Source organism: Planctomycetia bacterium (genome assembly GCA_034440135.1).
GTDB lineage: Bacteria > Planctomycetota > Planctomycetia > Pirellulales > JALHLM01 > JALHLM01.
This window is the reverse complement of sequence record JAWXBP010000421.1, coordinates 1-15,509: the sequence shown is the minus strand read 5'-3', so window position 1 is coordinate 15,509 and position 15,509 is coordinate 1. Positions and strand designations below refer to the sequence as shown.

Annotated in this window: 12 protein-coding genes; all 12 read right to left on the bottom strand. The window is 59.1% G+C overall.

Features of this window, described 5'->3' with window-relative positions:
* Nucleotides 1-253: 253 nt before the first annotated feature.
* The 12 genes from SGJ19_24545 to SGJ19_24490 all read right to left on the bottom strand — a co-directional run bounded on the left by SGJ19_24545 (nt 254) and on the right by SGJ19_24490 (nt 15,477).
* Complete coding sequence (locus SGJ19_24545; protein MDZ4783428.1) at nt 254-1,690, bottom strand: hypothetical protein; 1,437 nt, start codon at nt 1,688-1,690, stop codon at nt 254-256.
* A 211-nt stretch (nt 1,691-1,901) separates the two neighbouring features.
* The gene (locus SGJ19_24540; protein ID MDZ4783427.1) at nt 1,902-4,379 is read right to left on the bottom strand and encodes a heavy metal translocating P-type ATPase; all 2,478 of its coding nucleotides are present in this window, start codon (nt 4,377-4,379) and stop codon (nt 1,902-1,904) included.
* A gap of 42 nt (nt 4,380-4,421) precedes the next feature.
* Complete coding sequence (locus SGJ19_24535; GenBank protein MDZ4783426.1) at nt 4,422-6,068, bottom strand: FAD-dependent oxidoreductase; 1,647 nt, start codon at nt 6,066-6,068, stop codon at nt 4,422-4,424.
* A gap of 662 nt (nt 6,069-6,730) precedes the next feature.
* A complete protein-coding gene (locus SGJ19_24530; protein ID MDZ4783425.1) occupies nt 6,731-7,882 on the bottom strand; it encodes a methyltransferase domain-containing protein in 1,152 nt (383 codons plus the stop codon).
* A gap of 56 nt (nt 7,883-7,938) precedes the next feature.
* Nucleotides 7,939-9,135 carry an FAD/NAD(P)-binding oxidoreductase gene (locus SGJ19_24525; protein ID MDZ4783424.1) on the bottom strand — a complete coding sequence of 399 codons (1,197 nt, stop codon included), beginning with the start codon at nt 9,133-9,135 and terminating at the stop codon, nt 7,939-7,941.
* Between the two features lie 20 nt (nt 9,136-9,155).
* Nucleotides 9,156-9,974 (bottom strand): sulfite exporter TauE/SafE family protein, encoded by an 819-nt coding sequence (locus SGJ19_24520; GenBank protein MDZ4783423.1) that lies wholly within the window; start codon nt 9,972-9,974, stop codon nt 9,156-9,158.
* A gap of 284 nt (nt 9,975-10,258) precedes the next feature.
* Nucleotides 10,259-11,683: an MBL fold metallo-hydrolase gene (locus SGJ19_24515; protein ID MDZ4783422.1), complete on the bottom strand. Its 1,425-nt coding sequence runs from the start codon at nt 11,681-11,683 to the stop codon at nt 10,259-10,261.
* 59 nt (nt 11,684-11,742) lie between these two features.
* The gene (locus SGJ19_24510; GenBank protein ID MDZ4783421.1) at nt 11,743-12,345 is read right to left on the bottom strand and encodes a rhodanese-like domain-containing protein; all 603 of its coding nucleotides are present in this window, start codon (nt 12,343-12,345) and stop codon (nt 11,743-11,745) included.
* Nucleotides 12,346-12,430: 85 nt separating this feature from the next.
* The gene (locus tag SGJ19_24505; GenBank protein ID MDZ4783420.1) at nt 12,431-12,748 is read right to left on the bottom strand and encodes a metalloregulator ArsR/SmtB family transcription factor; all 318 of its coding nucleotides are present in this window, start codon (nt 12,746-12,748) and stop codon (nt 12,431-12,433) included.
* Between the two features lie 675 nt (nt 12,749-13,423).
* Nucleotides 13,424-14,197, bottom strand: coding sequence for a methyltransferase domain-containing protein (locus SGJ19_24500; protein MDZ4783419.1), 774 nt, complete (start codon nt 14,195-14,197; stop codon nt 13,424-13,426).
* A 66-nt stretch (nt 14,198-14,263) separates the two neighbouring features.
* The gene (locus SGJ19_24495) at nt 14,264-14,629 is read right to left on the bottom strand and encodes a cupin domain-containing protein (protein ID MDZ4783418.1); all 366 of its coding nucleotides are present in this window, start codon (nt 14,627-14,629) and stop codon (nt 14,264-14,266) included.
* A gap of 161 nt (nt 14,630-14,790) precedes the next feature.
* Entirely contained in the window at nt 14,791-15,477 is a 687-nt protein-coding gene (locus tag SGJ19_24490; GenBank protein ID MDZ4783417.1) for a metalloregulator ArsR/SmtB family transcription factor, read from the bottom strand.
* Nucleotides 15,478-15,509: the final 32 nt, after the last annotated feature.

Here is a 15,509-nt window from a genome sequence, read left to right as displayed (position 1 = left end):
TCAGTGTCACTGGTTTCGTCAACACCCAGCAACATGAAGCAGACCTGCCGTTGACTCAACTCATCCCCTCATTCCCCGGAATTGGGTGAAGAACCAAAAGTTCTATCGGTGTCCTGTCACCCCGAATCGAAAAAAAGAAGCCCGCCAGACTCTGAGCTTCCATCGTCGCCAGCGTGTTGGGCCGATGACGACGCTCAGATGATCTGACGGGCGACTTGTGTCGAGTACTCAGCACACCGGCGAGGGCAGTTCGCTAGCGGCCGCGCACCCACCCAAGCTTGGCTGCTCTGTTTGGCGTGAAGTTCGTCAGCGACGCGAACACGGCGTCGATGGCGGCTGGAACCGCCGAAGGCGCCAGGCTGACAGGGGCCGGCTCCGGCGTTAATTCGAGCGTCACCAGGTATTCCGATGGCGCGCCGACTCCGTAGTAGGGATCGTGACCACGGAGACGGACAGAGTAGGTCACGCCGGCGGTGACATGTCCTGACGCGGTCGTGAGACCGTTTTCCGACTCGATTTCCAGGACCTTTTTGTCTTGCTGATACTCGATTTCGAGATCGGCCAAGGGACCGCTGAGGGAGGCGACGGTCGCCGTGAGCGTGCCGCTCGCCGCGGCGGTGAACTTAAAGAAGTCTTTGTCATTGTCATCGTGCGATGCCGAGACGCCGGTCAATTGCACGTAGTTGTCCGAGCCCAGGCCGAACACCTTGGCCGAGTCCTTGTCGTTGTTCGGCTCGGCCTCAACCACCAGATTCGCTGGCTCTTCGCCTGGTTCGCCACCAGGAGTATCGGCCTCGTAGCTGACCTTGACGATGTAGTCGGCCGCGTCGTCGTTCACGCTGCGTACGCGCAGGAAGTAGATGCTGCCCGCCGTCACTTCGCCGGATGCCGTGTTGACGCCGTCATGCGGCTCGGTTTCGAGAACATTCACACTGGCGGCGTCTTCCATTTCCGCGGCGGGAATGTTGCCATTCGTCGAGCGCACCGAAACGAAGAGCGTGCCGGTCAACGGCGCGACGAACCGGAAGAAGTCCTTGTCGTCCGACGAGGTTGACGTGCCGGACAACTCGACGAACTTGTCCGTTCCCAGGGCAAATTCGTCGGCCGCGCTCTTGGAGTCATTGACTTCCGATTCCACCAAAAGATTTGCCGGTTCGCCACCTGGTTCCTCCGGCGCAAAACCATCGAAGCTGACGGTGACCGCATAAGCCGCAGCGCCGTCATTCTTGCTGCGCACCCGGACAAAGTACGTTTCGCCTTCGCTAACCGCGCCGGAAGCCGTGTTGATGCCGTCATTCGGCTCCGTCTCCAGCACCTGCAGGCTGGCAGAGTTTTCCATTTCCACGCCTGGCAGATTTCCGTTGGTCGATTGGACGGTGACGTAAATCGTCCCTGTCACCGGGGCCACGAAGCGGAAATAGTCCTTGTCGTCGACATTCGCCGACGTGCCGACGAGTTGCGCATCCGCGTTCGGAGCCACGAAGAAGGCGTTGGCGACAGACTTGGAGTCATTCACCTCTTGCTCGTTGAGAATCCCGCCCGGCACCGGCTGGTCGATGACTTCGCCAAAGTGATTGCGGACCTCGTTCATGTCGGAGAGGTCGACGACGCCATCGCCGTTAGCGTCGCCTCCGCCTGCACCGCCGAAGTTATTGCGAACCCGTCGGGCGTCAAATCGTTGTCCAACCAAAATACGAGTCGCAACAACGACTTGACTGGACTTGAGATCACGAGCGGTTGTCTTGGAATCTAAGCGAGTGCGGGTCGCTCGGACGGCAATTCCGAAGTCAGCGCGCACCTCGAGCGTTCAAAGCGTAACGGTCGCGGTGCTCTCTGGGGCACAACGAGTTATGCAATGCGTTCTTCAGGAATGCCTCCGGCGGGCTGCGAAGCGCGAGCGTCTACAAAGTCGCGCCATTACCAGATTCCTTGGCTTGGTAACCTAAGAGACGGAGAGCATTGAGAACGACCAGCAGCGTCGAGCCTTCATGGAGCAGAACGGCGGGGCCCAATCGCAACCCGAAGATGGTTGCGGGAACAAGAAACGTGACCATGCCCAGGCTTAGCCAAAGATTCTGGCGAATAATGCGGCTCGTTTGTCGACTGAGGCCGACGGCGAATGGAAGATGGTCTAGGTCGTCTCCCATCAACGCCACGTCGGCGGTTTCCAGAGCCACATCTGAACCGGCAGCGCCCATCGCGATCCCAACCGTGGCATTTGCCATCGCGGGGGCATCGTTCACGCCGTCACCGACCATGGCCACTCCCCCTTGTTCACTGAGTTTCTTGATCGCCTCGACCTTCTCAGCGGGCATCAAGTCCCCCCAAGCTTCGTCGATGCCAACCTCTTTGGCTACCGCGTCGGCGACCTGTTGATTGTCACCGGAGAGCATGATCATACGCTGGATGCCGAGCATTCGTAGACTAGCAATCACGCTTTTGGCCGCCGCTCGCGGCGTGTCCATCAATCCCAGCACGCCGAGGTAGTTGTCCCCGCGCCGAACGATCATCGTGGTGCGGCCGCTGGTTTCCAGTTTCTCAACAGTAACGCGTAGTGCATCCGGTACCGGCGAACCGTCGACTTCGCCGAATAGGCTGTCACTGCCGACGTAAACTGGCTGACCGTCCACGGTGGCTTGCACCCCGCGTCCGGTAATGCTTTGCACGTCGTGTGCTTGCAGGGGCTGATCGCTTTTCAGGCGTTCTTTGCCGTCACGCACCACGGCGGCAGCGAGCGGATGGTCGCTGAGACTTTCCACGGCCACGGCCACCCGGAGCAACTCAGACTCGGCGGCACCATTGAAGCTGATGGCATCGGTTAGGCGGGGCTTACCTTCGGTCAATGTGCCGGTCTTATCAAAGGCGATGGCACCGACTCGTCCCAAGTTTTCCAGCGGTCCGCCACCTTTCACGAGCACGCCGCCTCGTGCTGCGCGTGCCACGCCACTTAAAACCGCACTCGGTGTCGAAATGGCTAGCGCGCAAGGACTGGCCGCCACCAACACCGCCATCGCGCGGTAGAACGACGTGCTGAAAGGTTCGTCAATGACCGCCCAGGCGAACAACAGCAACACGACCAACGCCAGCACGGCGGGAACGAAATAGCGCTCGAACCTGTCCGCGAACTGTTGCGTGGGGGACTTTTGCGTCTCGGCCTCGCTCACCATTTGGACTACGCGTGCGAGCGTGGATTCACTGGCGAGTTTTGTCACCTGAATCTCCAGGGCGCCGCTGCCATTGATCGTGCCGGCGAATACGCGATTTCTCGCTTCTAGCCGCTCTGGGTTAAGCGTGGCCTGTTGCGGATCATCCACCGGTTGCTTATCGATGGGGACACTCTCGCCTGTAATCGGGGCTTGGTTGATGCTACCCTGCCCTTTGATGACGAAACCATCAGCGGGCACGCGCTCGTTCGGCTTGACGATCACGATATCTCCCAGGCGTAGCTGTTCCACCGAGACTACTTCAGTGTTGCCATCGCGCCGAACCATCGCCGTTTGGGGAGCAAGTTCCGCCAGCGCTTCAATCGCCCGTTTGGCGCGGCCCATTGCATAATGTTCTAGCGCGTGGCCGAGGCTAAACAGAAACAGCAGCAAGGCACCTTCGGCCCATTCTCCTAGGGTGGCGGCTCCAGCCGCTGCTACCAGCATGAGCAAATCGATCTCAAAACGGCCGGCACGAATGCTCTCGAATGCCTCGCGAAATGTGAACACACCGCCGAAAATGTATGCGGCCAGATAGAGGCTCCAAGACGCCCACGGCGTGATATTGGTCAGCACCGTCAACAACCAGCCGACGAGCAGCAGCCCACCACAGAGCAGGGCGAAAGCCAATTCTGTCCGTGCACCAAGCCAGTCGCCGTGCTGATGTTCCTGTGCTTTCGCGGCGGGAATGCGTCCCGTTGCTGATGCTTCGGCTGGCGGGAGCAGTCTCTGCTCTTCGATGCGCACGCCGATTCGTTGCGCTGCGGTTCGGATGTCTTCCTCGTCGGTTACTTGGCGGTCAAATTCGAAGCGCAGTATGCCGGCGGGCGATGCCGCCGCTTCCAGGACACCCGTGATTTGTTTGGCTCGGGACTCCACGGTGCGGGCCTGGCGAGCATGCATTGGTTCGGAATGGAGCATCAAATGCCCGAACCGCAGTTCGAGTTCTGCACCGGCTCGGCGGGCCAGCGCTCGAACTTCACCAATTGACAGTCGGTCGGGGTCGTAGTGGATGCAGATTTGGCCGGTTCCCGCGCCATTCACGCCGGTCAGGTGCGCGGCCTCAATTCCCACTTTCGCGCTCAATAAGTCAGCGAGTCGCTGAAGGCACCCGTCATGCGCATCCGGCACTGTGGGCAGTAGCAGTGCGATGTCAAGCCGCGTCTTCTCAATCATGATGTTCGTCCGATTCGTTCGCTGATGGTGTTAATCGCGTCATCAGCACGGCTGAAAGAGTAGGTAGGTCTTATAGCCGCCTCCCAAGTTCGCCGCGGAGTAACCGGCTTGCAGCAGAATCCGGGTCGCCAGGTATCCTCGCTGTCCCACCTGGCAATAGGTGGCAATCTCCTTGCAGCGCGGCAGTTCTCCCAGATGGGACCGCAAATCATCCACTGGAATGTTCACGGCTCCGGGGATGTGACCCGAAGCAAATTCCTGTGGCGTGCGCACGTCCAGCAGAAACGGTTGCTCTGCAGCGGGTGCTGCTAAAACGGTCTCGATATTCACTTGTGGGTGATCTCCGCGCAACAATCCGCCAGCCACGAATCCTGCCATGTTGATCGGATCCTTGGCCGAGCCATATTGTGGTGCGTAGCACAGTTCCATCTCCTCCAGGTCGAATACCGTCATTCCCGCCTGGATCGCCACGGCCAGAACGTCAATGCGCTTGTCGACACCCGCTCCGCCCACGACCTGCGCTCCCAGTACTTGCCCTGTGGTCGGCTCGAACAGAAGTTTGAGTGTCATCGCCTCCGCATTCGGGTAATACCCGGCGTGATGCATCGGGTGAACGTAGATTTTGCGGAAGGATCGGCCGGCGCGTCGTAGAACTTTTTCCGAGGCTCCGGTCATCGCTGCTGTGCGGTCGAAGACGCCGACGATCGCGGTGCCCTGAGTCCCCCGATATCGAACGCCACGCCCAAAACAGTTGTCCGCTGCGATCCGACCTTGGCGATTGGCGGGCCCAGCAAGTGGGACTTGCGTTGGTTCGCCAGAAACAACGTCCTTGACCTCAATGGCGTCTCCGACGGCATAGATGTCAGGATCACCGGTCTGAAGAAACTCATTGACCCGGATACCGCCACGAGGTCCAACTTCGACGCCCGCGTCGAGTGCCAGCTTGTTTTCCGGGCGCACGCCGACGCCCAAAATGACCAGTTGGGCAGGAAGCCGTTGACCGGAATTCAAGCACACGGCCAAGCCTGTCGTCGTTTTCTCAAGCGCTTGGGCAGACTGGCCGAGCAGTAGCGTGACCCCTTTGTCGATCAACTCCTGAACGATGGGCGTGGTCATTTCCTGATCGAATGGCGAAAGAATCTGGCCATTCCTCTCGACCACGGTGGTTGCAATGCCACGGCGAACGAAATTCTCTGCTAGTTCCAGGCTAATGAAGCCGCCTCCCAAGAGAACGACCTGCTGCACGCCGCGGTCCACGTGCTCCTGGATCTGGTCGGTATCTTGCAAGTTTCGCAGCGTAAACACGCCGGGCAAGTCGATGCCCGGAATCGCGGGACGCACGGGAGAAGCCCCAGTGGCGAGAATTAGCTTGTCGTAGGGTTCCTCGTATTCTCGTCCCGAAGTGAGTTCCCGCACCCGAACGGTTTTCGCGCGCCGGTCGATGGCTTCGACTGACGACAGGGTCCGCACGTCGAGCCTAAATCGGTCGCGAAGTTGCTCGGGCTTGGTAATAAGCAACTTCGCTCTCGCCGTGATCTCGCCACCGAGATAGTACGGCAGCCCGCAGTTGGCGAACGATACATCGGGCCCCCGTTCAAACAGTATGATCTGAGCGTCTTCGGAGAGCCTCCGAGCACGCGCGGCGGCAGAAGCTCCACCCGCAACGCCACCCACAATCAGTAGGTTCATGACCGAGGCTCCTTCAGTCGTTGGTGAAGCGAGGATGCGAACACTTGCGACGACGCCGCACTTGAAACCGGAGCGAAGGGATTGTGTCGCTTAGGTCGGGTCGCGGCTCGCAGGGCGCCCAGCATTGCGAAGTGAACGCGGACAAAGCCGACTCGGCTAGTCCAGATTCCCATCAGATTTGACATCAGTCGACCACCGAACGGCACTGATTCATAGGAGGCGCTACGGAAAAGGCGCACTGAGCCTTACCACTCAGCACTGTTTTGGCAGACTGACGAGCATCATTGCCCGACGCGACATTACTCTACCATGTCGATCGCGCAGATTGGTGCGGAACCGGTGCGCAAGCTCGCTGCGACGATCGCCCGTCTGCACCGGTGGACCGATTTCGGGAACCCGGTCGAACGGCGAGTGTTCCAAATCTAAGAGATGAGTCGGGCCAGGACGCTCCCCAGCAAGGCGGCCACTCCACCGTTAGTCGGAATACACCTTGAACTTGAACTGCAACACTCCCGGCGGACCAACAACTACCTGCAAGGATCGACTCTCACCGCCGGTGTAATGCACGAAGGTTAACATGGCGTCGCTCTGTCGAACTTGTTGATACTCGTGGGGAACCGCGGTCTCAAGATTCCGCCCTAACCGGCAATGATCGGATGGGCTCACTCGTTCTGCGCAGCATCTGACTGTGGCACGGGATGATTTTTGTGGGCCTCGTCAAATCCATGCGCCACGAATCGACTGACGACTTCCGCATGGGCCTGGATCAATCGCACGACGCGAGTATCTTCCGACATCTCTGTGACCTGCACGCCGTGGTCTGTGTTCTGCACGGTCATCTGAATGTGTTCATAGTCCTTGAAGATGGCTGAGAATAAATCATCCCAATAACGCAGTCCACGTCCATCTTTGACACGACGATGCATCGATGCGACATGTTCCTGGATTTTCGCGGCCACTTCTGGGTTGTCGGATTCGGTAAGCGTTTCCACGCCGTTGTCGAGCTGCTTGACGGTTCGCCGAATGTCCCCATGGTGTTCGAGCAGGTAGTGAAACACCTGTTGATCTGCTCGCATCGCCGCGCCCGGGCCACGTCCGCCACGGCGTTGCGAAGTCGCGGGCGCCTTTGGCTTTTCGAACACGACCAGATAGTTCTCTTTCAACAGCTCCTTTTCTTCGTCCACTTTTTCGAATCCGGAGTGGACGATCTCGGCTTCAACGACATCTTGGCCGGCACGGACGTGATTCAAAATCCATTCGGTACTCGTCCCTTCGATCCGCTGAAAATCGACGACCACGAGGCGTCCTCCAGGCTTCAGGGCGCGATGCAAGGACGCCATTGTCTTGGACGGAAACTCGAAGTGATGATAGGTGTCGCAAATAAACGTGAGATCCACTGAGTTGGGCGGCAATTCGGTGGAGTCTGCCGTACAAAGCAGCGTCTCGACGTTGTGCTGCTTCGCTTCGCGACTGGCGTCGGCGATATGATCGAGAAACTTCTGCGAGATGTCGATCGCGATGACGCGGCCTTCCTTCCCCACCGCATCGGAAAACATCCGCGTGAACAAGCCGGTGCCGGCACCGATGTCGGCGATCGTCTGTCCTGGCTGAATCCGGCAGGCGGCTACGATCTCCTTGCGCCGCGCGAACACTTCACGACTCTCCACTTCGAAGCGACCGGCGAACTCTTGTACGTCCGGGTCGCGAAAGGAATCGTTGATTCCCGGTTTCACGCTTTGCTCCTGGGCCGCCAAGTCATGGTCTGCGACCAAAAACAGAAGTAAGACTGCGGGGATGAGAGAAGATTTCATCATGTTCGGAAGTCCTTATGCAGAAGGCGACGTGAATTGCAGAGGCCGTCAGGAAAGCGTTACATGCGTCCCTTGAGCAAGCCATGCCAGTACATGATCGGGAGTAGATAACGCTTGAGAATCCACATGCTCCACCGCTCGCGTGATTGATCGATGGGAAATGATTCCTGCGGAATCTTGTTGTAATCAAATTCAGCCAGGACCATTTTCCGATACCCGGTCACCAGGGGGCAGGAGGTGTAGCCGTCGTACTTGCTGGGCAACGGCTGGCCCTGCATCGCTGCTAACAAATTCCGCACGACCACCGGGGCTTGCTTGCGAATGGCGGCGCCCGTCTTCGAAGTGGGCAAGCTGCTGCAATCGCCCAGCGCGAAGACATTCGCGAACCGCAGGTGTTGCAGCGTGTAATTGTCCACCTCGACCCAGCCTTCGTGGTCGGCCAGAGGACTCTTGGCGATGAACTGCGGCGGCCCCATCGGCGGCGTCACATGCAGCAAGTCGTAAGGAATCGTCACCAACTCTCCGGTGTCCAATCGCCTGAACACCGCTTCCTTGACTGGTGGCCGAATCTCGATCAGTTCGTGCTGGAAACGGCAATTGATCTCCTTGCGCGCGACAACCCGTTCCAGTGTCGAACGGTAGGGCTCCACTGCGAAGATGTTGGGCTGCGCTGAGGCGAAGATCACTTGCGACTTGTCGCGCACCCCGGCTTTCCGAAACCAATCATCCGCCAGATACATGATTTTCTGCGGAGCGCCGCCGCACTTGACTGCGCCCAGCGGATGCGTGAAGACCGCATTTCCGCCCTTAAAGTTGCGAATTGCCTCCCAGGTAGAATCCACTGTGGCATAGGAATAGTTGCTGCACACGCCCTGCTTGCCGACCGATTCCTTGAGGCCTGGGATGGCATCCCAGTTGAGTTGCAGCCCTGCGGCGACAATCAGCCAGTCGTAGGTGATTGTCGTGCCGTCGCGAGTACGGATGGCATTCTCCGACGGAAGAAACTCGGTGACCGCGTCGCGAATCCAAGTGACGCCAGGTGGAATTACGGATCGCTCCGCTCGCTCAGTCACCTCCTTCGGAGCGACGCCGGCTCCGACGAGCGTCCATAGTGGCTGGTAATAGTGTTTGTCGGACGGTTCGATCAAGGCCACGTCGCGCCGGTTGAACCAGCTCCGTGTGAGCTGTGCGGCCACCATGATTCCGGCGGTGCCGCCGCCGACAATCACGATCTGATGATGCACGGTGTCAGGCATAATGATTTCTGGGCAGGCCGTTAGGCGCTGACGTTGCGAAGGATGATGAAGACGGCTACCAGTAGAATGGCCACGGCGAAAACTTTTTGTAGCGTGGGGCCAGACAATTGGCGACCGATGGCTTGGCCGGCAAACAATCCGCCAATCCCGCCGCCAACGAAGAGCGCGGTGACTTGGAATGGAATCGCGCGGCCGGTCCACAAATGCGAGGCCACACCCGAAACGCTGACGAGCGCGATCACCATCAGCGAAGTGCCGACCGCACGATGAATCGCCATTCCGCTGAAGAGCACCAGCGCCGGGACAATCACAAACCCGCCCCCCACGCCGAACAGTCCCGACAGCACGCCGGTCAGAACTCCTACAATCACCAGCAGTACCGCGCAGCGCGACGTAATGACCAAGGCTCCGGACTCATCGCGTTGGCAAGTTGCCCCGCGCTCACCGCTGGCGACAGCATGCGTATCGTCGGCAACCGTGGCCCGGCCGGCTTGCTGCCAGAGTCGCACGGCGACCACGACCATCAGGCCGGCAAACAACAGCAACAAGACGGTGTCATTCATCAGCCCAGACAGCCAAGAACCGATCGGCGCTCCCACCATTCCGGCGATAGCAAACAGCAGTCCCGTTCGCACCTCCACTTGGCCCAATCGCCAACGATGCAGGAAGCCCACCAAGGCGGTCGCTCCGACGGCTGCCAGCGACACTCCCACGGCTTCACGTGGCGGGACTTCCAGGCCGTACACCAGCAGCGGTACCGCGAAGATCGCGCCTCCGCCCCCAGTCACTCCCAGCGAGAGACCAACCAACGCGCCGTAGATGATGCTCAACCACAGCATGAGAGCACTTCCAGCGTCCGCTTCATCAGATCACACTTTCAATTCCCGTCTTGGACGGACGACTAGGGACGCCGATCCGCAGTTTTCTCTCGCGATGGGGTTGCCTGCGCCGCTGAATCATGAGTTTCCCGTTGCTGAGCACGCGGAACTCGCGTGCAGGCTCCGCTCATTCAGGTTTGCACGCCGAATCGCGGCAGGACCCAACGGTTGAGTACGATCCACGCGACGAGGAACACGAGGATCGGCAGGATTTCTTTCATGTCAGTTGCTCCGTACGTGTGGCCTTAGGAATGGACCGCTTCCAGTTCGTTGTCAGTCACTGGAAGCCCAGCAGCGATCCAGGCGCGATAGCCGCCTTGCATGTTCGTGGTATCGAAGCCGGCACGCTGCAAAATGCTGGTTGCAACTGCCGATCGCCCACCGCCGAGACACTGTGCGATGACCGGCTTGTTCCGATCCAAGCGATCGAGATTGCGCAACAGCGTGCCAAGAAAGTGATGCTCCGCGCCCGCAATATGCCCGGACTCGTATTCCGTGCGGGCGCGCACGTCCAGCAACGTCGCTTCGCCACTTTCGATCCTGTCCCGCAACTCTTCGGGAGTGGCCGAGACATAGGATTCGCTGCGCAGTCCCGACTTCTGTACGGCGGCGACGTCGAAGTAGCCCCCCACGTTGTCAATGCCGATCGAACGCAGGGCTCGCAGGTCTCTTGCCAGTGACACTTCCTCCGTCACCAGGTATACCGGCTGGCGATAATCGACCAGGAAGCCGGCCCACCGGACCAAGGATGCCGCCGGGATGTTGATTGTGCCGTGAACATGAGACGCCGCAAACACTTCCGCTGGCGAAGTGTCAATCACCAGCCGCTCCTTCGTCAGGCGGAGCAAGTCGGCCGGAGTGAGTGACTCCGCCGGCGGCAAGTTGCGCAGCAACTCGGGACCGACTTTGTTCACGCGCTTCATCACGGCGAAATAGAACGGAGTTTCAGGTTGATCGGCGAGGATGTAATCGACGAACTTCTGCTCATCGGTGAATTGAAGCGCGGGATTGAACAGCTTCTCGTAGCCGACCGTGCTGGACGGAATCGCCCCCAATCCTTTTCCGCAAGCGCTCCCTGCGCCGTGCGCCGGCCACACTTGCAGGTAGTCTGCCAGGCCGCGAAATCGGCGCATCGAGTGATACAATTGCCGCGCGCCGATCTCGGCGCTGCCAATGACTCCGGCGGCCGTCTCCAGTAAGTCGGGTCGACCAATCGACCCGACGAACACGAAGTCGCCCGTGAAAATCCCCATGGGCTTGGTCGCGCCGCCTCCTTCATCGGTGAGCACAAACGAAATGCTCTCCGGCGTGTGTCCTGGCGTATGCAGCACTTCCAGTTTGACTTTGCCCACATGGAAGCGGTCGCCGTTTTTGAGGAGCATTGCCGGATACTGGTCCGCGAACTGATACTTCCAGTCGACTTGCCCCTCATCCGACAGGTAGAGTTTCGCACCGACGCGATCGGCCAGTTCCCGTGAGCCCGACACAAAATCGGCGTGGATGTGCGTTTCCGCAGAACCGACAATCCGCAGCCCTTCCTTGGCTGCCGCTTCGAGGTAGGGATCAATGTTCCGCGACGGATCGATCACGATCGCCTCGCCCGACTTCTGGCAACCGACCAGGTAGGATGCGTGCGCCAGGGCCGTGTCGTAAAAGTACTTGAGCAACATGGTTGGTCCAACCTTTCGCTATGAATGCGTTTGTTCGGTTTCGCGACGCTCAAAAACCGTCAGTGGCAACACGTTTCCTGTGGCTTTGAAGCGCACGACGTCGCGCCGGCCTGAGTGGGCGACGCGGGTGAGTCCGACACTCGGTTCCAAGGCATCCGCGCCAACAACATCCCCATGCCGCAGGTATCCGTAATTCCGGCGAACACCAGTCCGGCACCCACGAATGCCGACAGTCCGATCCAGTACGGATGTGCGAAATAGCCCAGCAGCGAGCCGATCAGCACCAGCGCACCGGCCGCAATCCGCACTTGTCGTTCCAGCGAAATGGCCTTCTGACCGCGCACGACCGGCAGGCCCGCCTGGTCCCAAGCCTGGGTTCCCCCTTCGACGTTGACGACGTTGCTGCAGCCAGCGGCAACGAGCTTTTCGCAGGCTTGCTTGCCGCGGCCGCCCGACCGGCAGATGACGTACAGCGGAATTCCAGAACCGTCTCGACCAGACGTAAGCTTCGCAGGCCCAAGCTGATCGAGCGGCACATTGCGGGCGAACTCGACGTGAACTTCGCGAAACTCCACGGGCGTTCGCACGTCGATCAGGTCCACGGTTTGCCCGTTTTGGACCGCTTGGTAGAGCTGTTTCGGAGAGATGGTGTTGACGCTCATGGCTCGCTCCTTAATCGTTCAGTGACCGAAAACATCAAATACATCGGAAAGTGTCGATATATGTGCCAAAAAAAGGGAGTGGTGCTCATTTCGCGCCACCGACTCCAAATCGCTCCTCGACGCATTTGAGGATACTCTTCAAATGCGGTTCCGCGACCCGGTAATACACCTTCCGTCCCTCCTTCTTGCTGGTGAGGAACCCGCAACGTTGCATCAATCGAAGATGCTCCGACGCCATGGCGCTCGACAGCTCACAAGCCTCCGCCAGTTCGCTCACCATGTAATCCCCTTGGAGCAACATCTGTACCATTCGCAAGCGATGAGGATGAGCCAACGTCCGCAGGCACTCGGCCGCCTGACCAAGAGCCTCTAATCCAGTCAATCGCAATTTCGTGGTGGCCATTTCACGTCCTTCAATTCCTTGTATATACTCAAATATATCGGAAGTTCACGATTTGTCAAAGAGTCAACCCCAGGAATTCGTGGATGGTCGTCGAAATAGCGCGCTTATCCAGCAGATTCTGGAAAGCGACTTCACCTTCATAATGGGACGCGTCGCCAGCTTGGCAATTAAGCGAACAAGCCATCGCCGATATAGTTTAGTGCGCTGCCTTGGGGCGACGGAGACTTGTCAGGTCGTCGGCCGAGACGACGGCCCAAGGCGATGAACGATGAACGATGACATCGCGCCTCGCGGTGGCATTTGCGGCGTTGGCCTCACCGCTCTTTCAACTGTTTCGGAGGATCATCCATCGGGTTCACATAGTTGATCTTCCAAGGCCCTTCACCATGAAACTGCAAGATGGTCTCGCCGGCCGCCCACACGAAGTGCTGCCTGCCCGACTTCCAATAGCCATATGTACCGGCCCTTGTGGGTTACATGCGCGAAAACGCTTTACACCAAGACCAGCCAGCGTGACATATCACAATCGAGGGTTAGAAAGCCGATACGTTTTTTGAATGAATGTTAACCTCGCCGTATGCTTGTAGAGGCGGTCTTGAAGCCGACGTCAGCATAGTCACGGCAAATTGCGATTCGTCGTTCAGTTGGGCGTCCCTAGCGGCATTGCTGACTCATTCAGCACTGCTTCTCCGCGCGAATTACGGCGCACTTTGACAGTGCATGTCCCGTACGCGCATTGCGACCGATCCACACAACTTCAGGATTGCTCAATCCGTGCGCCTGGAGTCGACTGAGTAAGTCGTGCTCGACCAACGCTCCGCCGATACAGCGAAACCAGTCGTTGATTTCACGTCGGTCATCCGCCGGGAGTTCGCTGGTAAGCACAATCTCCGCGAAGATCGTGCGACCGCCCGGGCGAAGTACTCTCACCACTTCGCGCATCACGGCATCTTTATCCGGCGACAGATTAAAAATGCCGTTCGCGGTCACGAGATCCACGGAGCCGTCAGAGAGCGGAATCGCATCGGCCGCTGCGTGCAGCCATTCCACGTTGCGAATGCCCACTTGTCGCAAGTTATCGCGCGCCTTGTCGAGCATCGGCTTGGATAAGTCCAGGCCGTACAACTTTCCCGCTGGTCCGACTTTCTCAGCGTACAGGCAAAGATCGAGGCCGGCTCCACACCCAAGATCGAGGACCGTCTCGCCCGGCTGAGCGTCCACGTACGGTTGCGGATTGCCAGCGCCCGTGAAGGACTCCCACATGCTTCGCGGCAATCGGTCCAACACCGCGGGAACGTAACCCACGCTTTCCGCGAACTGCCGTCCAACGGGAAAGTTGAACTTCCCCTCGGGCGCAGCGGCAACCTGGCCATATCGTGCGGCGACCGCGGCCTTGATCTCCTCAGGGGAGTACTCGATCAATGGCCGAATTGCAGGGGTGGAATTCATGACTATTCGAGTCGTGCGATGCGCCAAAGTCACAGCCGAATCTCATCGGGGGCGATCGATATCTGCCTATGGCGATTGATTGCGCGGATCGTCGCTCGGATTCACGTAGTTGATGATCCATGGTCCTTGGCCGTGAAACTGCACCACGGTTTCACCTTCGACCCAGACGAAATGCTTCATGCCGGCTTCCCAAAAGCCATACGTGCCGGCTGGCATCGGCTTCGCGGCGTCCTTGTCGACCTTTTCTCCCATGCCAATGTGGAAAGTGCCCGAGATCACCGTGACACGCTCCGTCTTAGGGTGCGTGTGCAAGGGGATCTGAAACCCATCCGGGGCCTTGATGCGAAAGACGAAAGGTCCCTCCTTCGTCGGATCTCCTTCGGCACAGCGATCTGCGCTCCCTTCGGTAACGACGGCGGCCCATCTCGCCACACGGTGTCGTCTACCGGGAAGAGTCGGAAACCGTCCATCTCGTGAGGGTCGTCAGCGAATAACGCTGCCAGGGCCGTCACTGCAGCCAGAACGCCGACGGAAAGCAGTTTCGCGTTGGTATCTCCATCAATGATGAAATGCTGTGGACAGTCTGGGGGTCGCTATCGTCCGGCCTTTTTTGTTCCGGCCTCAATGCGCCAGCCCCGCGCGCGCCAGTCGAGTACGCCTTGTTCCATCCGTTGGGCGCGAAATCCCTTTTTTCGCAACAGTTCCACCGCCTCGATCGACATGATGCAATAGGGGCCGCGGCAGTACGCGACGATCTCCTTGCCCTTCGGCAGTTCCTTCAGCCGCGATTTCAGCTCGCCGATCGGGACGGACACCGCGCCGGGGATATGCCCTGCGGCGTACTCCTCGCTCGGACGCACGTCCAATACGATCACGTCCCCCTCGCGAACGCGGCGCATCAGTTCCTCGCGGTTGACCGGCTCCAGCGCCCCGCGTTGCTCCAAGAAATCGTGCGTGAGTTGACGGATTTCGGCGAGACGCGCGTCCGCGAGGGACTGCGTCGACAATAGATACCGGCCGACCGATTCGTCGGCGAGTCGATACTCGACATATAGCCCCTTCTTCTCGGCGTCGATCAGTCGCGCCGAGCGCAATACCTTGAGGTGCTGCGAAGCGTTCGCCATGGAGAGGTCGGTCAGTCTCGCCAAGGCCTCGACGGTGCGCGGCCCTTGGCAGATCAATTCCAGCAACTCGAGGCGCTTCGGCGCGGAAACCGCCTTGCCGATGCGGGCAAGTTGTTCGTAGACACCGTCTTTGAATTGGCGATGCGAAATGCTCATATGCGCAAGTATTCAATTGGATGGTTGATTAG